The 19,439-nt window shown below is 34.4% G+C and carries 19 protein-coding genes; 11 read left to right on the top strand and 8 right to left on the bottom strand.

Features of this window, described 5'->3' with window-relative positions; all coding sequences use genetic code 11:
- Positions 1-203: 203 nt before the first annotated feature.
- The gene (locus NFRAN_RS06380; RefSeq protein WP_134483926.1) at positions 204-542 is read left to right on the top strand and encodes a hypothetical protein; all 339 of its coding nucleotides are present in this window, start codon (positions 204-206) and stop codon (positions 540-542) included.
- A 512-nt stretch (positions 543-1,054) separates the two neighbouring features.
- Here NFRAN_RS06380 and hsp20 read toward each other — a convergent pair.
- On the bottom strand, positions 1,055-1,684 hold the full coding sequence (gene hsp20, locus NFRAN_RS06375) for an archaeal heat shock protein Hsp20 (RefSeq protein ID WP_232037959.1): 630 nt from the start codon (positions 1,682-1,684) through the stop codon (positions 1,055-1,057).
- A 242-nt stretch (positions 1,685-1,926) separates the two neighbouring features.
- On the opposite strand from hsp20, the gene fbp reads away from it, so the two are divergent.
- The gene (gene fbp / locus NFRAN_RS06370) at positions 1,927-3,015 is read left to right on the top strand and encodes a fructose-1,6-bisphosphate aldolase/phosphatase (RefSeq protein ID WP_134483924.1); all 1,089 of its coding nucleotides are present in this window, start codon (positions 1,927-1,929) and stop codon (positions 3,013-3,015) included.
- 373 nt (positions 3,016-3,388) lie between these two features.
- Here fbp and NFRAN_RS06365 read toward each other — a convergent pair whose 3' ends face one another.
- The 3 genes from NFRAN_RS06365 to NFRAN_RS06355 form a co-directional block, all read right to left on the bottom strand.
- Positions 3,389-4,699, bottom strand: a complete 1,311-nt coding sequence (locus NFRAN_RS06365; protein ID WP_134483922.1) for a glycosyltransferase family 4 protein — start codon at positions 4,697-4,699, stop codon at positions 3,389-3,391.
- A gap of 132 nt (positions 4,700-4,831) precedes the next feature.
- Entirely contained in the window at positions 4,832-5,320 is a 489-nt protein-coding gene (locus tag NFRAN_RS06360) for a universal stress protein (protein ID WP_134483920.1), read from the bottom strand.
- A 358-nt stretch (positions 5,321-5,678) separates the two neighbouring features.
- The gene (locus NFRAN_RS06355) at positions 5,679-6,674 is read right to left on the bottom strand and encodes a glycoside hydrolase family 130 protein (protein ID WP_172602178.1); all 996 of its coding nucleotides are present in this window, start codon (positions 6,672-6,674) and stop codon (positions 5,679-5,681) included.
- A gap of 226 nt (positions 6,675-6,900) precedes the next feature.
- Between NFRAN_RS06355 and pncB the strand changes: the two genes are divergently transcribed.
- The 7 genes from pncB (at position 6,901) to NFRAN_RS06320 (ending at position 12,223) form a co-directional block, all read left to right on the top strand.
- Complete coding sequence (gene pncB / locus NFRAN_RS06350; RefSeq protein WP_134483916.1) at positions 6,901-7,662, top strand: nicotinate phosphoribosyltransferase; 762 nt, start codon at positions 6,901-6,903, stop codon at positions 7,660-7,662.
- Positions 7,663-7,680: 18 nt separating this feature from the next.
- Positions 7,681-8,346 carry a hypothetical protein gene (locus NFRAN_RS06345; protein WP_134483914.1) on the top strand — a complete coding sequence of 222 codons (666 nt, stop codon included), beginning with the start codon at positions 7,681-7,683 and terminating at the stop codon, positions 8,344-8,346.
- A 242-nt stretch (positions 8,347-8,588) separates the two neighbouring features.
- On the top strand, positions 8,589-9,623 hold the full coding sequence (gene gap / locus NFRAN_RS06340) for a type I glyceraldehyde-3-phosphate dehydrogenase (RefSeq protein WP_134483912.1): 1,035 nt from the start codon (positions 8,589-8,591) through the stop codon (positions 9,621-9,623).
- A 306-nt stretch (positions 9,624-9,929) separates the two neighbouring features.
- Positions 9,930-11,099, top strand: a complete 1,170-nt coding sequence (locus tag NFRAN_RS06335; RefSeq protein WP_134483910.1) for a site-2 protease family protein — start codon at positions 9,930-9,932, stop codon at positions 11,097-11,099.
- A 513-nt stretch (positions 11,100-11,612) separates the two neighbouring features.
- Complete coding sequence (locus tag NFRAN_RS06330) at positions 11,613-11,801, top strand: hypothetical protein (protein WP_134483908.1); 189 nt, start codon at positions 11,613-11,615, stop codon at positions 11,799-11,801.
- Positions 11,802-11,843: 42 nt separating this feature from the next.
- Positions 11,844-12,029 carry a hypothetical protein gene (locus NFRAN_RS06325; RefSeq protein WP_134483907.1) on the top strand — a complete coding sequence of 62 codons (186 nt, stop codon included), beginning with the start codon at positions 11,844-11,846 and terminating at the stop codon, positions 12,027-12,029.
- On the top strand, positions 12,011-12,223 hold the full coding sequence (locus NFRAN_RS06320) for a hypothetical protein (RefSeq protein WP_134483905.1): 213 nt from the start codon (positions 12,011-12,013) through the stop codon (positions 12,221-12,223). The genes NFRAN_RS06325 and NFRAN_RS06320 overlap by 19 nt, the downstream gene beginning before the upstream one ends.
- Positions 12,224-12,237: 14 nt before the next feature.
- On the opposite strand, the gene NFRAN_RS06315 is transcribed toward NFRAN_RS06320, so the two are convergent.
- Complete coding sequence (locus tag NFRAN_RS06315; protein ID WP_134482534.1) at positions 12,238-12,843, bottom strand: DDE-type integrase/transposase/recombinase; 606 nt, start codon at positions 12,841-12,843, stop codon at positions 12,238-12,240.
- An 876-nt stretch (positions 12,844-13,719) separates the two neighbouring features.
- Here NFRAN_RS06315 and NFRAN_RS06310 point away from each other — a divergent pair.
- Together NFRAN_RS06310 and NFRAN_RS06305 are read left to right on the top strand one after the other, a co-directional pair.
- A complete protein-coding gene (locus NFRAN_RS06310; protein ID WP_134483903.1) occupies positions 13,720-15,279 on the top strand; it encodes an alpha/beta fold hydrolase in 1,560 nt (519 codons plus the stop codon).
- Positions 15,280-15,616: 337 nt separating this feature from the next.
- Positions 15,617-16,054, top strand: a complete 438-nt coding sequence (locus NFRAN_RS06305) for a universal stress protein (protein WP_172602177.1) — start codon at positions 15,617-15,619, stop codon at positions 16,052-16,054.
- A 49-nt stretch (positions 16,055-16,103) separates the two neighbouring features.
- Here the strand turns inward: NFRAN_RS06305 and NFRAN_RS06300 are convergent, their stop codons facing one another.
- From NFRAN_RS06300 to NFRAN_RS14330, 3 genes are read right to left on the bottom strand one after another with little or no spacing between them, the layout of a single operon-like run.
- A complete protein-coding gene (locus NFRAN_RS06300) occupies positions 16,104-16,556 on the bottom strand; it encodes a cation transporting ATPase C-terminal domain-containing protein (protein ID WP_134483899.1) in 453 nt (150 codons plus the stop codon).
- 12 nt (positions 16,557-16,568) lie between these two features.
- Positions 16,569-18,551, bottom strand: a complete 1,983-nt coding sequence (locus NFRAN_RS06295) for a cation-translocating P-type ATPase (RefSeq protein ID WP_134483898.1) — start codon at positions 18,549-18,551, stop codon at positions 16,569-16,571.
- Entirely contained in the window at positions 18,548-19,054 is a 507-nt protein-coding gene (locus NFRAN_RS14330) for a cation-transporting P-type ATPase (protein WP_134483896.1), read from the bottom strand. Before NFRAN_RS14330 ends, NFRAN_RS06295 begins: the two co-directional genes overlap by 4 nt.
- Positions 19,055-19,439: the final 385 nt, after the last annotated feature.

The following is a 19,439-nucleotide window of genomic DNA, read 5'->3' as shown; positions in this document are numbered from 1 at the left end:
GTTTCTGAGATTTGGTTATAATAATCTATTTATTAAATATGCATACAGTCCTTTGGGGTTGCCACAGGGTTCATATCAAAGGAACATAGTTTATTATTTACATGGATTAATCATTTGATGTATTTTATAGCAGTTTTTGGAATTATCAATCATAACTATTGGAAAACGAAAAATGATTATATTTGAATGAACTACCAAAGAGTATGCAAAATAGGGAGCTAAGAATTAGCCACATAATAGTTGAGAAAGGCAATGATGCAGATTATTTTGATGTCATGTGGATACCAAACAATGGATACAGAGATGTTAAAAATCCGTGTGATTATGAAAAGGTTATGGAAATAATCAATGAAACTCGTCCTGATAGCATAGTTATAGATCCAGAGGGATTTAATGCTCTTACGATTGTACGATTTTTATACGATACGCGTTCAAATTATGATTCTACTGTGAGAAAAGTACAGAGGGGTGGAGAATTTGTTGAAAAATATATGTCTTATGAACTACTTTTACACTCTAGACCAAAAGACAAAGAGAATTGAAAATATAGATTAAAACAAAACTTTGGGTAGTATTTTTTGGATAATTTTCAAATATTTTGAAGAATTGCTTGTCAATAAACGTTTGACCATGCCTCTTGTTCTCGACTCCGCAATGTAGGGTAACTAGTTAGTCACAATACCCTGTCCTTATCATGTTGTTCGTCGCTAATTTAAAAAAAGGTAATTTATTTTCGAATTTGTATACAGTTATGAATACAGAAAAATCATTGCCATATAAGACAATTTTTTTCATTATTGATATTGATATCAATGGTACGAATAGACATATACGGTGTATTCTTGTGTGAGATGGGTATAACATAATTAAATTAAGACATGGAATTCACGTGATGGTGTTATCTCGTAAAAAAAGTATTTGTAAGGATATGAGTAGAATAAAACAATTGGGACACAGGAAGATCCTATTATTTATGTCCCAATATTAAAACAAAGAACGATGAAAAACTAAAGAAAAATATGCATACATAAATAAATAAAATTAATAATATTGTTTATTCTACTTTTATATCCTTGCCTTTTGGTTTTGATTGTTGCTTCTTATTGAAAACAACTTCCAAAATTCCATTGTTATATCTAGAATATGCAGTTTCGATGTCTGCCTCTGGGGGTAAATCGATAACCTCGTGGTACTTTCTTTGTGGGTCGTCTGTACTTATTTCAACTGATGAATCATAAGCATTTACTTTTATGTTTTCCTTTTTTACACCTGGCATTTCAACTATGACTTTTACCTCTTTATCGTTGGTGGTTATGTCGACCAGTGGCTCTCTTTCAGGGCTCAAGATTGGGGCAGCTCCCATTTTAGAAGCCTTTACATTACCGAATTCTTTTACACGAGGTTTGCCGTCAGGACCTATTGTCATTGAATATCCATAAACAATAGGACCCACTTCTCTGACCTTTGATCCTTCAGGAGTGGTGTATTCTCTCACAAGTTCTTTAGGGGCCTTGGTTTCTATACCTTTAAACTCTTCTTGGAACATTTTTTCCATTTCTTTTCTAAAATCCTCATAGTCTCTTAACATGTCTTCAAAATAGTTATGTCCTAACCAGCTTGTTCCTCTATTTCTTCCAAAAAATCTCTTGAACCATTCATCATTTGGAGAATTCCAGAAACTCATTTAATCAAATGCAATATTATAATATTTAAGATTATTGTTTTAACGAACTCAAATGAGGAACAATATGATATTAAACAACATCAGAATATGTTTAATGTCTAAAATTATTCTTCTATATCATGTTGAAAAATATTTCATAAGAACTATGACTCGATCATGGCTTATCTACTACTATACGAAAATAATAAGTCATTAAATTTCACAACCAAAACTTACTTAATCAACTGTTCTTTTAATTAATCATGGTTAAAATTACAGTATCAGCTATCAAGGCGGACATCGGATCCATAGGCGGTCATACTCGTCCCAGTGACGAATTACTTCAAAAGGTTAAAGAAATCATATCCTCAAAATCTGAAGGTCTGTTGATTGATCATTATATCGGCTACACGGGAGACGATATACACATAATTATGACTCATACTCATGGAGTAAACAATAACGAAATACACAAGATTGCTTGGGATGCCTTTACAGAGGGAACTAAAATTGCAAAGGAACAGGGACTGTATGGTGCTGGTCAGGATTTACTAAAGGATGCCTTTTCAGGAAACGTGAAGGGAATGGGACCTGGTGTGGCGGAAATAGAGATGGACGAAAGGCCAAGCGAAGTATTTTGTGTTTTTGCTGCTGACAAAACCGAGCCAGGAGCGTTTAACTTTCCTTTTTGGCGAATGTTTGTGGATACAAGAAGTAATACAGGCATTTTAATCAATGAAAAACTAGCTGAAGGAGTTATTTTCCATGTAATGGATGTACTTACAGGAAAAATTGCTGAATTAAAATTATGGGCTGATAAACCCGAATTAGAAGCAGCATTGATGTATCCGGGACGTTATGTTGTCTCATCCGTATTTTCTTCTGATCATACTGAGCAAATCTTGTCTTCATCGACTGACCGACTGCATAATATTGCGGGAACCTATGTAGGAAAAGACGATCCAATTTCTATTGTAAGAACCCAAAAGAACTTTCCAGCCACTGAGGAAGCAGGGAGTGCGTTTAATAATCCACACTACGTCGCGGGTAACACGAGGGGGAGTCATCATATGCCTCTCATGCCTGTAAAGTTGAATTCGCCAGCCAGTATTAACTATGCTATTCCGATTGTTTCGTGTCTCGTATTTAGTATGCACAATGGCAAATTAGTAGGACCCCATGACGGATTTGGAACTGTTGACTGGGATCTACAAAGATTTTGGGCTGCTGAGCGTGCGATGATCATTAGAAACCAAGGATTTATTCACCCGGCAACTTTGGTTCCAGACGAATTGGAATACAACAAAGGCTATGAGGCAAGAATGAAAAAACTAGATGAAAAGTTCCGATAGTCGCACCTATTTTTCTAGTTAATTGTCGCCAGATAGTTTATCAAGTAGAAGATATAATACAAGAAGCAAGCAAGTAATTTACTGTGCTTTAGTTGATTCAAACTATTGTATTTAGCACATATGCATATACTATAAGTCAAATACATCATATAGATACACACAATTATTTTTTGTAATTAGAGACTAATTAATAAATTAGGTAAAGGCAGAAACAAATTGATTTTGAATATGCAATTAACTTGACTAATGGAAACGAAACTTTTGCTCACATTGATAAAATTTATTTAGTTGCTTAGGAACACCTTGCTTGCTCTCTGCTTAAGCTAATCATGGTTAGATTATTTTTGAACAACATGAGGTAGATACGATATTATTATAAGGCTGTACTTTTTTTTCCTTCTGACATTGATTTGATATATATTTTTAAATGTTGGCGTGCGATATTGGTCCACTTTAATTCCGATTTAAACTCTTCGACTTTTCGAACATAATCAGAATAGTTGGCTTCCAATTTCTTAATGGCGCGTTCAAATTCGTAAGGTTTTCTTTTGACTGTTATTCCAAGACCCTTCTTCTCAAACTCCTTGAAAAAACCTAAATTAGTAGCGACAAACGGTAAACCGTGGGCTAGGGCATCGAAAAGAACTCCCGAACCTGAAGTTACGGTATATGGGAGGATAGCAATGTCACAAGAATAAAACAGAGTAGAGAGATCATTATCACTCAAAAAACCCTGATTTAGATTGATGATTTTCTGATCCTTGTTGTTAGAATCCTGTTTGATTTTGGAATCTGGATCATCCAGTATTCTTATCGGTGTCGACTTGCCTGACCCATATAGGTTTTTTGATTGATTAATGACTATTGTCCAATTATTTGGTATGTTAAGCTTGTTCAATATATCCCAACCCTTGGTATTTGTTGCAAAACCAAAAAGTAATCCTATTTTTCTATCTATGGGCAAACTAAATTTTCTTCTAGCCTGAATCTTTTCAGGAGGGACAGATAAAATAGGCTCAGCTCCATGGTAAATGACAAATATTTTGTTTTTTTCTAGATCCGAATTGGTGGTATCAACAGTGCTAATTTCGCCATCAGATATCAAATTAGCCAAGTATTCCGAAAACACAATATTGGCATTGCTTTTTTTAAGCTTTATTTTATTGGCCTTATTGAATACATAATAAGTTGACAAAGCTTTCCAATATTCTTTGATTTTGTCTATAGGATTGATAGATTTTGTATTTAATATATCATTTTGTTGGCGATACAAGAGTTTTGATATTCTTAACCATTGTTTAAATGGATATGCAGAATGGAATGTGGTTACTATAGGAATGGGACATTTTTCGTAAAAGTCCTCTATATTTGTAATGGGTTTATTTGAATTCTTTTTAAATACCTGTTTAAAGCCATATAGACCATGCTCTAATTGAATATGTACTATGTCTGGTTTTATTGCATTGACAACATCCAATATTACTTGCGAATTGTTCTCATTTAATGGCTCAAGTCCAAAAAAATCTCCATTTCCTTTCTCATTGCATAATACATATACTTCCACTCCTATTTCTTTTAGTGCTTTAACTAAATTACTTGTATATCTTCCAACGCCACCTGTAATTGGAGGATATTCAGTAGAAACCATTAGCACTTTCGGTTTCAAATAGGCATCCACGCTCATTTGTGTCTAGAAATATACGAAGTATAGATTTATAATTCATCTTTTTATATCCAATAAACAATATCTATTTTTTTATTTGTAATTGAATTATCGAATTTTATTTCGATAGTATAATAGTATGATTGAGATTTATTAGCGCATCAAAACGACAGGACAAGATGCTACCTCAGAGATCCATCTAGATATACTTCCTACCCCTCTTCTATTGTGCCGTTTTTTCAATGATCCACTGGTACCCATTACTATCAAACGTATGTTTGGATCCTTGGAAACCGAAAGGATTTCATCTGCCGGGTGCCCTACTCTGATAATATATTTGATAAACGATTCTTTTTCTTTCGTTTTATTTTTTTCCTTAATCTTGTTGACAAGCTGAAACAAGTGTTTATCCGCGCCCTCTCTAATAGATTTTACAAAATACTTTTTAGCTTTCTCAAAGTCTTTTTGATTTGAAATAAATTTTTCCATTTTTGAGGGACAAAAGCTGGCATCATCGATAATGTATAAAAGAAGAATGGTGTAATTCATATTTGTAGCAATTTCAACGGCCTTATCTAGTGCTTTTATGGAGAGTTCAGTTGCATCATAAGGTACTAAAATACTAGGCTTGAGTGTAGCCATGATGATATTTATCAAAATTTTCTATATATACATTGTACATTTTTTCTAAAATCTTTCATTATTGTTGTTCCTTCTAAATTGTAAGAAAGAGCAAATTGTAAAATATCCTATTGATCTATTGATAATAAAGTAGGTATTCAAATAATCCTTCATAGGATAACTGCATATATATATTAAAAATTCAACAACATTGTAGTCTTTTTTGAGGAAATGCAAACCAGTTGATAACGATGACAATGAGGAATTTAATCCTGATAATGTAACTGTGTTTTATATCTGCTTTTTTTGATCCCATGTTTACATACATACTATTATAATAGCTACTTGTTAGCTTGTTTCTATCGACCATGTTTTTAGTCTATATTTCATTATTCTGAAAAATGTATTGTATTAGATCGTCGAGTTCAGCAGTTGCTAGACAACAGACTTTATCTGCACCTCCGTAATAAAGGAACAATTCTCCGTCGATATTGCATAACCCTGTGGGAAAAACTACGTTATCAACATCTCCTGACTTTTCATATTCTGTAGTTGGAGTCAAGATTGGCTTATTGCATCTACAAACTATTTTAGCTGGATTATTCAAGTCCAAGATTGCAGCGCCAGCACTATATATTCTATCTAAACTAACTCCATGGTATATTACTAACCAACCATATTTTGTCTTTAGAGGCGGAGGTCCAGCACCTATCTTTAATTGCTCCCATTCAAACTCCGGTTTCATAAGTAAAGTATGTTCTTCTACCGTAGTTAACTGAGAAGATTCACCAAGCCATATGCTGGGGCTATCAACCCCATATGCTTTGCCAACCCAGGAACTGGGTCTGTGTAAACTAAAAAATGATTTTCCTCCTTTATTCAATTTAGAAGGAAGCTTCTCAGGGAAAAGAACTACATCTTTGTTATCCATTTCTTTGCTTGTAATTATACCCAATCTTTCAAAGTGCGAATAATCTTTGTTTACTGCTGCCAAAGCAGTTGATACAGCTGGTCCTGCCTTGACATGTTGAGACAATACTACGTAGGTCACATAAGTCTTGTCTTCTATTTTAGACAATCGTGGATCTTCTATACCAAATTGTTCATAGTCTAAAATAGGATCGAAGGCTATTTTGTTTCGTCTTTTAAAACTGTAACCATCACGACTGGAAGCATATCCTATTCTTGAAATATAATTCTCATATTCCCCTATAGCTCGATATAACATGTGTACCTTGTTCCCATCATACAGTGTGGCGCAGTTAAAAACAGCTTGACTCTCCCACCAATTACTTTTATTAGGAGTAAGTATGGGATTCTTTGGATATCTTTTTAGGATCCCGTTCTCGTACACTATGATAATGTTGTTGTACAAAAATATTATATCTTTTACTCAACAATATGCTTATTCTTATATATTAGTTTCAATATTTAGGAATGATGTAATACTTGAATCTATTGAAATTGGTAATTACAAGGTCGAAGTAGTAACGAGATAACCCGATAAAAATAATCTTAAAGCAGTTTAAGAAAACCCTAGTATAAATTGGGAAAAAATAATATGATAATTTAATAAAATAACCTTAATTTAATTGGAATATATGAAAGTTAGTAGTTTAGATGACAATGCAGCAGCACTAATGACAGACTTTTATGAACTAACTATGGCTGCAGGGTATTATTTCAGTCAATTTCATAAAGATTGGAAAACAAAGGCTATATTCGAAATGTTTGCTAGAGAATTACCTGAAAATAGATCCTATTTGGTGGCTGCAGGATTACAGCAAGCGGTAGAATACATTTCGAATTTTACTTTTAACAAAGATCAAATAGACTATTTGAAATCTTTAGATGTTTTTAGAAAGATAAGCCAAGATTTTTTTGATTACTTGCTTGAATTAAAGTTTACAGGCGACTTGTGGGCTGTTCCAGAAGGGACAACCCTATTTCCTAACGAACCAATACTCAGAATTGAAGCTCCCATTATAGAAGCTCAGCTACTAGAAACTTATCTTTTATCAACGATCAATTTTCAAACACTCATCGCTACAAAAGCTTCTAAAATTTGTAATATTGCCAGCAATAAACCAATAATTGAATTTGGTTCAAGAAGAGCTCACGGACCACAAGCTGCTCTCTTGGCAGCAAGAGCTGCTTTTATAGGAGGATGTGTGGGTACATCAAATACTCTTGCTGGCATGCAGTTTGGTATACCTATTTACGGTACCATGGCTCATTCGTTTATCACGAGCTTTGAAAGTGAAATTATGGCATTTAAGGAATTCCAAAGACTTTTTCCGGATGGTTTTCTTTTAATTGATACCTTTGATACATTAAATGCCATAAAAATGATAATAAAATAAAGAATATTACCAAAAGGAGTGAGGATAGATAGCGGAGACTTGTTGTATCTAAGCAAGAAAGTAAGGGAAATATTGGATGCTGTGGGGAACACCGATTATAGGAATACAGAAATTATGGTAAGTGGCGACTTGAATGAAAGTATTATTAAGGGATTACTCGAAAATAAGGCTCCAATAGATAGTTTTGCTGTAGGCACAGAGCTCAGTACATCGCGAGATAGTTCAGTAATAAACTGCGTATATAAATTGGTCGCTATTCGGGTACAAGAAAAGGACAAATCAGATCTCAGCAGCGAGAATATAAAATTGCATTCAGGTATCATTGCATCTGATATTGATCGAATGGTAATAATATATAAAGCCAAAAAAAGTCTTAGCAAACATACATTGCCGGGCCCAAAGCAAATTCACCGAATCATGGATAATAAAGGGATCTTGGTTGAAGATATAATTTCATTGGCAGACGAGTCCATGGAGGAGGGATCTTTGCCTCTTTTGGAAAAGATTATTGAAAATGGTTCTATTGTAAAATCGTTACCACAGTTATCAGTGATACAGAAATATTATAAACGGCAAATTCAAATGATGCCGTTTCTTATAAAAAAAGATCAGGAACAAAGATTTCCTGTATCCTATAGTCAAAAATTGGTAAGATTGGCAAAGAAATTAGGAATTGTAGATTAATATAAGAACAATTGGAAATTGCAGTAGTAGGCAACAAATACACATATACATTATCTCTTCATCCACTTTTATCATACATTTAGTTGAAATAATTGTAGGCCAAAAACACTTCTAAGTTGATATGGAATAACATGTTATATTTATCAGAGAATTAAACATATATTAAAAGTATAGATAAAAGAGAAATTGTAGTTATAATTTTCTGAAATAATACTTAATAGATTTCTTTGTTAATACTATTTATGAAAAATATTGCAATAAACGGTTTTGGACGCATAGGTAGAACTTTCTTAAGGGCCGCATTGAAAGATGAAGAGTTTAATAAATCGATTAATATTTCTGCAATAAATGATCTTGGTGATCTAGATTCTCTAGCTCACCTTTTCAAATATGATTCAGTGTATGGAAAATTTGATGGTACGGTAACTGTAGATAAGGATAATAAATGCCTCATAATAAATGATCACAAAATAAATGTATTTTCCGAAAAAGATCCCCAATTACTGCCTTGGGATCGTCTTCAAATCGATCTTGTTTTGGAATCTACTGGAAAATTTAAGGATCGAGAGGGAGCTAGCAAACATCTCAAGGCAGGAGCAAAAAAGGTAGTAATTTCGGCTCCCGCGAAAGACCCTGATGCAACAATGATCTTGGGAGTAAATGAAAAAGTGTATGATGCACAGAATCACAGCATAGTATCTATGGCATCGTGTACCACAAATGCTCTTGCTCCTGTAGCCAAAGTACTTAATGATAAATACGGAATAGTAAAGGGGTTTATGACAACAGTACATGCGTTTACCAATGATCAGAATCTTTTGGATCTGCACCATAAGGATATGAGGAGGGCAAGATCTGCGGTAGAGTCTATAATTCCTACTACAACTGGGGCGGCAAAATCTATTGGAGAGGTGATTCCTGAATTGAAAGGTAAATTGGATGGCATGGCTTTAAGAGTACCTGTTAGCGATGGTTCTATAATAGATTTGGTAGTAACCCTAGAAAAAGAGGTTACCAGTGGTGAAATTAATACCGCATTAAAGGAAGCTGCACAAGGAAAATTTAAGGAAATATTGTCGTATACAGAGGACCCAATAGTTTCGTCAGACATTATAGGAGATCCTCATTCTTCTATAGTTGATGGCCTTAGCACTATGGTGTTAGGGAAGAAAAGTAACACAGTCAAAGTATTGTCTTGGTATGATAACGAATGGGGCTTTGCATCGCGAATGGTGGAATTGATCAAATTTATTTTATCCAAAATGGACGACTCTTGAACAAATATTTCCAATAGAAATATGATAAGCATACAGAGACATCAGACAGACAGATAGATAGATGAGCAAACATGCAAGCAAACAAGTATTATCCATTTACATGGCAAATAGTGTCATGGTGCTTTTGTGACCTTACTGCAACATAACCTAACATTACTGTGCCAGTAAATTCAAGCATACTTTCATACAATCAAACACAGTAACTACCGCTATAACCTGCACTTTTTTCAAATGTGTTTTCATGATGTTTTTTGTTAGTATATCAATGATTTTATTAAAGCAGATTTAATAGAAATATTATATAAAATGTCATTACAGGTAGGAAAAATTTACCAGATTCCAATCAGATTACACTTTTCACTTGTTCTGGTATTTTTTTTAATTGCATGGACGCTTGCATATGGATTCATGCCTCAATATTCACCAGGAATGAATCAGGTGAACTATTGGATAATGAGTATTACGGGCACTATTATTTTATTTTTATCTGTATTACTACATGAATTATCGCATTCCATTGTAGCAAAATCTTATGGAATCCGAGTTAGACAAATTATGCTATTTATTTTTGGAGGGGTTTCAGACATTGAGGAGGAACCTAAAGAGTTTAAAAAAGAGTTTAAAATGGCAATAGCGGGACCGGCAGTAAGCCTGGCCTTATCTGGTATATTTGCGGTATTTTGGTGGATTACCTCGTTACCATCTACCACTTGGCCTCCAGCTAGTTTCTACGATACAGCATTAATTATGATCAACGGAATATTTTTCTACTCAGCATTTTTAAATCTAATTTTAGGGATTTTCAACCTTGTTCCAGCGTTTCCAATGGACGGTGGTAGAATATTAAGATCATTACTTTTTAGCAGAAACAAAAATTATGACAAATCTACAAGAATCGCCGTAAGGATTGGTATTATAATATCTTATATCTTTTTTGGACTTGGAATTTTGATAATCCTCTCGGGATCATTTGTTAGTGGCATGTGGATTATATTAATAGGATGGTTTTTGCAGAATGGAGCGCAATCATATATGTATCAATATGATATTATGAAGATATTATCCAAGATTAAATTGGGTGAGTTGATGCGAACTAATGTTATTTCTGTTCCGGAAGATATTACGATCAATAACATATTGAGAAACTACTTTAATATTTACATGAAAAGTTCTTTTCCGGTAACAAAAATAAATTACGAAATTGTTGGCATAGTTACTCTCAAAAGCTGTTTAAATGTTCCTGAACCAGAAAGAAACACTGTTCTTGTTAAGGATGTAATGTTATCAAAGAGTAAGATAAAGTTACTGAATGTAAATGATACGGCCGAAAAAGCACTTTCGATCATGATCAAAGAAAACCAAGACAAGATCCTTGTGTGTGACAATGGTGATATATTAGAAGGAATTGTTAGCAAGACCGATATAATTGAAGCAATGGATGAAAGAAAATCTTTTTTAAACAAAGGAAGGAAATAAAACCGAAACCTAGAAATCGTTTAGTATTAGAGATTTCTTGATAGCCGATACGGTCCAAGGTAGACAGATTATCTCTACAACAGACAGTGAGGCTTAACATTCATTTCAAAGCAATCGATTGTAGACTCATCTAATTTATTTTTCGTATTAGAAAAGAACTTTGCTTGCAATAATGTTTTCATACATTAAACATATAAGAGAATTACATAGGTATCTTCCAAGTAGCAAATGTATTGCAAGTCAAAACAGCTAGGAAATGGCTGTAATTTTTTTGTAGACTCGATAAAAGAGAGAAAAACCTGTTGAATCACGATTCGCGATCATGTTATAGACGGGCCTAGTTAAAAGTAATTTAGTTCGCATGAACATACTTTCATTTTGATATTTCTTCATATTGTTAATCGGGATCATTCAAAAATCGACACATTTTACTCATTGAAGTAGAACTGTAGTTTTTATCGGCTCTGTTCAGTTAACGATAAGCCTATAGCTTGAAAGCATTCCATTTCTTTTATGCTTACTAGAAACAGAACGCCTTCAAAGTATGTATATTATGGGTTGCATTTGTACTTTTCAGGCCTATCCTTAAGGAAAGCCTCGGAAAGATTGTCTCAGATATACAAGAGAAATCACGTTTCCATCTGGAATTGGATTCAAAAATACAGGCCTCAAAAGCTAAGTCAACTAGAAGAAGAGTTCTAGAGTATATAATAGATGAGACCATGTTGAAGGTGGGATCAGAGTTTGTCTGGCTCTGGGTTGCAACTGAACCAGACAGAAAACAGGCAAATTCTCGCACTGTCTATCTCTAAAGAAAGAAACATGTTTGTAGCTGAAAGATTCATTTCAGGTTTAGTCAAGATTCATGGAATTCATCCAGTTTCGACTGATGATGAGGTACTTGGTATCCAATGGCCTGTAGATTCTTAAATCTCGATCATCACATTCATTCCTCTCTGGAGAAAAGTCTGATTGAAAGAAAGATGCAATACATAAAGGATAGAACCGAAAGTTTCGATGACTACTTTCCTTGTAGAATAAAGAATTGCAAGTTAAAGCATGTACGGAATTGGCTGCGGCTCTTTGTAGACCATCATAACAATGAAATAAAACATATTAAGTGAACAGAGGGCTCTGTTCAGTTAACAGGTTTTAATTCCTTGTTGTGATAGTCGACAAACAGGTTCAACCAGTTTTTTACGTGTTTTAGTTTGCAGTTCTTTAGCCTGCAGGGAAAGTAATCATCGAAACTTTCAGTTCTGTCCTTGATATACTGCATTGTTCTTTCAATCAAGTTTTTTTCATAGGAGGAATGGAGATGGTGTTCTAATTTAAGGAATTGACAAGCCATGGGATACCAAGTACCACCATCTGTTGAAACTGGATGCTTTCCATAGTCTCTGACTATGTTTGACAGAAACCGTTCCGCAACAAACATGTTTCTCTCCTTAGAAATGGATAGTGAGAGAATTTCCTTACTTTTCGCATCTATTGCAACCCATAACCACGTGTATTCTGAACCAACCTTAAGCAATGTTTCATCTACAATGAATTCACATATCCTTCTTTGTTTTGTCTTGATAATCTTAGGTTGGTACTTTTGAATCCAGTTCCAGATAGTGACATGATTTCGTTTGATACAGTATGATAATCTTTCAGATGTTTTCCTAAGAGAAAGACCTGAAAAGTACAAATGTAAGCCATAATACACATATTTTGAAGGTGTTCTGTTTCTAGTATTCATAAAAGAGATAGGACATCTTCAAGCTATAGACTTGACGCTAAATGAACAGAGCCGAACAGAGCCTTTTTATCTAAATTGTTCGTTTAATAAGCTTGAAGATATAAGCGTGTTTTGAAAACTCGACTTTCGTTTCTATCTAAGAATAAGGAATCAACAAATTCACAACTATGCTAACAAATTTTTTCAAAATTATTGTATATTGTAATTGTGTTCCTGGATTCAATACCGGTCAAAAATTCTCCGTAATATTCTAACTAAAGATAATTGCAATCAAAGTACAAAATACATCTGTCGTTACTAGTAGAATTAGTAGAAAAAATTGTGACTAATTTACATCTGAAAATTATTTTGTTTTTTTTATTTGATAAGTGGTGATTTGTATTATTTCACACCAGAGTTCGATTTTTTTATACCATAATTGGTACACTGGTCATTTAATAGAAGTTATTTTAAATTCTGAATTATTATGATCCTAGTGTTAGTGCTGCTCCTCAAGTACGAACTTCTTTGTGATACCGTATGCAGAGAGGGAGAAACGATAATTCATAACAATAAGTATACGGTAAGGGCCTGTTTTTAATCTACAGATTACTATCTACAATGTATAAGCAACTTATAATGTTCAAAGATACGTAGATTCATAGTTGGAATTATCTTTTCTACCATAAAGAAAGTATTTGGATAACCTGTATGATATCAAAAAAAAGAAAACCAGAAACAGAATTATTGTTTCATGGTGTCATAATAATAAACAACTTTTATCGTCTTTAGAAGAAGATGAGAAGAAAATTTAAAATCTAAGGAATCGTATAACAAATCAATCGGCATAGACATCCTTAGGTGTCTTTTATATACTCTTTTGACTAAAACAAAATTATGAATAATAATGCCAATCCAAATCATATCAAAGGAGTTAGAGACATAGACTCCAATGCTGATGTTTCTCCTAATATTGATCATTATCATAATAAATCTGGATTATTGGAAGCTTATGTTGATACCATTGCTTCTTCGATCGAGTTCTATTCGAGATTAAATAGTGCATTTATCGATGCGCTTTCCGTACCATTTAAGGATGCTAGAGAGGAGATAAAGGAAATCAAAAGGGAAGTTATGGATGATGAAAGAAATTTGTTGTTTCTTAACTATCATCAACAACAAGAACTTTACAAGAAGACTGAAAAAATAATACTTTCTAAGATACATGATAAATTTGATACCAATTTTAGAGAAAAAACCTTTGTAATTTCTCTTTCCGAATTTATCGAAAGCTATTGCAACCTTGCAAAGATCACAGGTGCTGGACTATTATATCAACAAGTGTCCAATCTAAATGCTTATTGGAATAACACTTTTGTCGAGCCGATAAGGGATATAATGTACAGAACTCCCTCTCACAAAATTCATTCTGAAAACAAATATTCTTTGTTTCATTATGATATTCCTCAAGATGATCGTGAAGGACGAGCAAGAGATGCGGAAGAGATCGAAAAACAAAGGAGAATCTCACAACACACGAATCTTACAACACGCGATGAATATACTACTGCATCTGTTCGTACACCATTACTGATTGTCTATGCTTTTATCAACAGAAATTACATATTAGATCTGCTTCCAAATTTCAGTATAGTCAGAAACTTTCAAAAGCAAGGTTTTGACGTATATGCAACAGATTGGGGAACACCTAGCGCGTTTGATAAAGAGCTTACTATAGGGCATTACGTTGACAACTATCTTGTCAATGCAGTTGATTACATCTTAAAGCATTCTAATTCAGAAAAGGTTTCATTATTGGGCTATTGCTGGGGGGGAGACTTGGCCCTCATGTATACATCGCTTTATCCTGAAAAAATAAAGAATATCGTAACATTCGCGACACCGGGTGATTTTAGCATCGATAATAATCTTTTAAGTGTATGGACAAAAGGCATTAATGCCGACACTATTGTGGATACATTTGGAAATATACCTGGAGAGTTTATCAACAGCTCTTTTTTACTTAGAAGTCCAATAGATATTTTGCATAAATATCCTCACTTTTTTCTAGAGGGTGGCAAGCCTAAAGACCTCGAATCCATAATGCAGTTTTTTGCAACAGAAACATGGCTGTATGATAGTCCTCCCATAATAGGTGAGATATATAGACAATTTGTAGATGATTGCTACAAGAAAAATCTTCTGATAAAAAATGAGATGATAATAGATGGAGATAAAAAAATTGATTTGAGAAAAATTAAACATCCCTTCCTAAATGTGATAGCAAAAAAGGATGATTTAGTTGATCCTGAATCAAGTAGAGCAATAAATAATGCAATAGGGAGTGTGGATAAATCAATTATAGAATTTGATTCGGGGCATGTTGGAGCTTGTATAAGTTCCAGAGCCCATCAACAATTATGGCCCAAGGTAGGTGACTGGTTAAAGACCAGATGAATGCCAAAATAACTGTCAAAGGATAGATGGATGGATGGATATTGACAATACATGAGAGCTAAACATCAACATCAATAAACTCTTGTATTTGATCATCATTCAAAAGATCTACTGTTCAGTAAATGTCTAGCGGTTAGCGGGTTTATATTATTTATTATAAAACTATGATGGTGATCTATTGCAAAAGAATTGTGTTAATCGATTTGAATAGTTTACTGAGTGAAAGGACAATACAATAATTTCGATATAATCTTATTCGATATCCAAAGAGTATCTAGTCCTTTGTTCATTAAAAAATTGATACTGCTTTTATATCGGTAATACTGATTATACTAAATTGTCAAATCAACGTTCAAAATTACTGCTCTGTGTGGACGGTTCTGATGGCTCGTTAAAGGCAGCCAGAAAGGCACTGGAAATAGCCAAAACAGATGGTTATGACATAATAGCTATACATGTTTTGTATCTGCCTTTGTCTATTTCTATTTCACCTCTCGTTTGGGAGAAGGACTATAAAGAAAACCTTAAGCAAGTGCATCACTGGCTTGAAGACATTATCATAGAGACAAAGAATTACGGAATTAATGTAGAGGTCCAAGTCCAGCAGACCGATTCGTCAATTGTAGAAAAAATAGTAGATTTTGCCAAAAAGAACAAAGTAGAGTTGATCGTGATAGGAAGTACTGGAAAATCCAAGATTACAAGGATGCTTGTTGGAAGTGTTGCCCAAGGCGTGATGACGTACGCACATTGCTCAGTGTTGTTGGTAAGATGAACTATTACTATCATCTAAAAATCAATTTATCCCTTTCATTTTAAGCTAGCTAGATTTTAGAAAGAAATTTTTTTCTACTTACCCACTTTTCAATCTCAATTATGAGAAACGAAACTATTGATATGGCTATTATCATAATCCATGCCTCAAAACTAATTGGTGCACTCTTGAAAAGCAAATTCATTTCAGGAAGGTATGTGTATACTATTTGCAGGCTTATCATCACTATTATTCCAAGAAGTATGTATTTGTTTGAAAAAAACCCTATGCGGACTAATGATTCTGTCAAGGACCTGCAGTTCAATAGATACACAATCTCAATCATCACAATCGTATTTACTGCTACAGTCATCGACTCTTCTAAAGTGGAACCGGCTTTTTGTTGGTTCCACTCAAACATAGCGAAAACCGACAGCGTGATTATTCCACTCACAATAAAAATCCTCCTGATACCCTGATTGGATAGTATATTGGATTTGGGGTTTCGTGGAGGGCGTTGCATTATGTCAAGTTCTTATGGTTCGAAAATGAGCATTATACCCAAAATTAACGCCGTAGTCATGTTAACCCAAAGAATTTGAACTGGAAGAATAATGAGACTGGTGCCTATTAGGGCTGATACTAGTATGATCATAGCTTCACCGAAATTTGTGGGAAGAGTCCAAGTCAAGAATTTTGTTATGTTGTCAAATATGCCTCGTCCTTCCCGTACCGCTGATTCAATGGATGCAAAATTATCATCTGTAAGCACCATGTCTGCTGCCTCCTTAGCAACCTCGGTTCCTGTGACCCCCATTGCAATACCGATATCGGCCTGTCTTAATGCCGGTGCGTCATTTACGCCATCGCCTGTTACTGCGACTATTTCTCCACTTTTCTGTATGGCCTTGACTAAAGACAATTTTTGTTCTGGAGATACCCTTGCAAACACATTTGTACTTTTAACAATGTTTTCCAGATCACTATCGGAATGTCTTTTGATATCGTATCCTGTTATTGCTGATGGAACACCTCTGTTAGTATTGGACGAATTTATGGGAATGTTATTCTTGGAGTCTTGAACAATTTCGATAATTCCTATCTGTCTAGCGATACTAATAGCAGTATGCAAATTGTCGCCGGTTATCATCTTGACTTTTATTCCTGCATTCAAACAACTTCGAACGGCGGATATTGCTTCTGTACGTGGAGGGTCTAACATGGCTTGTAATCCTATAAATATAAAATTTGTATCCATGTCACTTGAAACAATTTTGTCCTTTTCAAGCGGAACTAATTTGCGCGCAAAACCAAGTACCCGTAATCCATTCGATGCCATTTCTTCATGGACTTTAAGTATCTTAGATTTATCACTATCAAGAAGAGGACACGCCTCCTCATCAGTCAAGCCCATCACAAAATTATCATCGTCTTGATTTAATGTGTACTTGTTGTCATTGGTTGTTATAACATTACCATAACCTTTGTCTTGAGGTAAATTTTCCTCGATTTCTTTATTATATACTTTGATATAAAATGAACATATCGATAATATCTTTTCTACTGCACCTTTTAAATATAAAATATGAAATGGAAAATCGATATCGTCTGATGTTTTGTGAAGCGTTACCATATACTGTAGATGTGATTCAAATGGAAGAGTATCTATTCGCGGAAAAGTACTGTTAATAACCGCTTCATTTAACCCAGCTTTTAACCCTGAAACTATCAATGCGACTTCGGTAGGGTCTCCCTTAGCTTCCCAAACATCATTTTCCTTTTGATGAACCAAATGTGAATCGTTACACAGAATGCCCGAAATTAAACACTCTTTCAGTTGTCTTAGTTTGAAAGATGTTATCGAGATATTACTTGAAATTTGTTTAAAATTTGCTTGTACTGCAATAGACCCTTTAGGCGAATAACCACTACCTGATACTGAATACTTGATCCCACCACAATATATAGCAGTAGCGGTCATCTGATTCTGAGTGAGTGTTCCTGTTTTATCAGAACAGATTACGGTGGTGCTTCCAAGTGCTTCTACCGCAGGAAGTTTACGAATAATAGCATGCTTTTTTGCCATTATGCTCACACCAATAGCCAATGTGATGGTCATTGCTGCAGGTAGACCTTCGGGAATCGCTGCTACTGTAAGAGCTATGGATGACATAAATACCAATTCAACACGGTGAACCCCTCTGACCATACTAACTATGAATGATATGACGGCTAATGCCAATATGATATACAAAAGATTTTGACTGAACTGTGCAAGTTTGCGTGTTAAAGGCGTTGTAATTTCTGGTGTCGTAGCAATACTTTGTGATATCGAGCCGGCTTCCGTCATATCGCCTATAGCAGTAACTATTCCCAATCCATGACCATAAGTAACGAGCGTTCCTAAAAATGCCATGTTTTTTCGGTCCGAGATAACGGAATCCTCATTTACCGGTTCGACTTTGTCCTTTTCTACAGATATTGACTCACCCGTGAGTGTAGATTCGTCGATTTTCAAATCCTTGCTTCAAATAATCGAATATCTGCTGGAACTTTATCACCCGATCTTAGAACTACGATATCCCCAGGAACTAGTTCGAAAGAAGATATTTTTTTCTTTTGACCGGATCTCAAGACAGTAGCTTCGGTTGTTAACATCTTTGATAGAGTCTCTATTGCGCGTGTAGCTTTGTATTCTTGTATAAATCCTACAATAGAATTGCCTATAGCTACTCCAAAAATGACTGCCGAATCAACCCATTCTCCTATGACTGCAGTTATCAAACCTGCAGATAAGAGGATGAGGATCAAGGGTTGACGTATTTGAGTCCAAAACATAGCCATAGGATGAATACCTTTCTTAACTGTGATTTTGTTGAGGCCAAATTGTTTTCGACGCTGTTCCACTTGTTCTCTAGTTAATCCGTACTGGATATTTACATCCAGAAGTGTAGACGTTTCCTCAACTGTAATATTGTGCCATCTCTTATCATCTATCAAGATCGGGGTAGTTTCTACCAAATTTTATCCCCATAAAACAAATGTTCGAACATAGTATTAAGATCTCTGTGTCTTGAAATTGTTCATTCACCGTCCATAAACAATTCATATTTTGAACTACTTTCATAATAAATGAGTATACTTACATTTCGGTTGATATAATCGAATTTGGATTTGATTTTCCATGCTACTCTAAGAAACAATCTGAATAAAACCGAATTGTCAAACATGATAATGTGTTCTCTGAATTAAATGCCGAGTCGACTAATCTATCATCAAATTAACTTTGAAAATATGTTCTAAAATAAATATAACAATTTAAGATATATTTCATAATGGATTTGAATAAATAACCATATGATCAAAAACAAATATCATTAAATCTTAAGATATGTTTTAACTTGTT

The organism is Candidatus Nitrosocosmicus franklandus (assembly GCF_900696045.1).
GTDB classification, from domain to species: Archaea; Thermoproteota; Nitrososphaeria; order Nitrososphaerales; family Nitrososphaeraceae; genus Nitrosocosmicus; species Nitrosocosmicus franklandus_A.
This window is presented reverse-complemented; position numbering and strand designations above follow the sequence as displayed.

Bases quoted from the DNA above. Each gene is read 5' to 3' on its own strand.
- NFRAN_RS06380 (WP_134483926.1), top strand. From the start codon at position 204: ATGCAAAATAGGGAGCTAAGAATTAGCCACATAATAGTTGAGAAAGGC.
- hsp20 (WP_232037959.1), bottom strand. From the start codon at position 1,684: ATGAGTTTCTGGAATTCTCCAAATGATGAATGGTTCAAGAGATTTTTT.
- fbp (WP_134483924.1), top strand. From the start codon at position 1,927: ATGGTTAAAATTACAGTATCAGCTATCAAGGCGGACATCGGATCCATA.
- NFRAN_RS06365 (WP_134483922.1), bottom strand. From the start codon at position 4,699: ATGAGCGTGGATGCCTATTTGAAACCGAAAGTGCTAATGGTTTCTACT.
- NFRAN_RS06360 (WP_134483920.1), bottom strand. From the start codon at position 5,320: ATGGCTACACTCAAGCCTAGTATTTTAGTACCTTATGATGCAACTGAA.
- pncB (WP_134483916.1), top strand. From the start codon at position 6,901: ATGAAAGTTAGTAGTTTAGATGACAATGCAGCAGCACTAATGACAGAC.
- gap (WP_134483912.1), top strand. From the start codon at position 8,589: ATGAAAAATATTGCAATAAACGGTTTTGGACGCATAGGTAGAACTTTC.
- NFRAN_RS06335 (WP_134483910.1), top strand. From the start codon at position 9,930: ATGTCATTACAGGTAGGAAAAATTTACCAGATTCCAATCAGATTACAC.
- NFRAN_RS06330 (WP_134483908.1), top strand. From the start codon at position 11,613: ATGCTTACTAGAAACAGAACGCCTTCAAAGTATGTATATTATGGGTTG.
- NFRAN_RS06320 (WP_134483905.1), top strand. From the start codon at position 12,011: ATGGCCTGTAGATTCTTAAATCTCGATCATCACATTCATTCCTCTCTG.
- NFRAN_RS06315 (WP_134482534.1), bottom strand. From the start codon at position 12,843: ATGAATACTAGAAACAGAACACCTTCAAAATATGTGTATTATGGCTTA.
- NFRAN_RS06310 (WP_134483903.1), top strand. From the start codon at position 13,720: ATGAATAATAATGCCAATCCAAATCATATCAAAGGAGTTAGAGACATA.
- NFRAN_RS06300 (WP_134483899.1), bottom strand. From the start codon at position 16,556: ATGCAACGCCCTCCACGAAACCCCAAATCCAATATACTATCCAATCAG.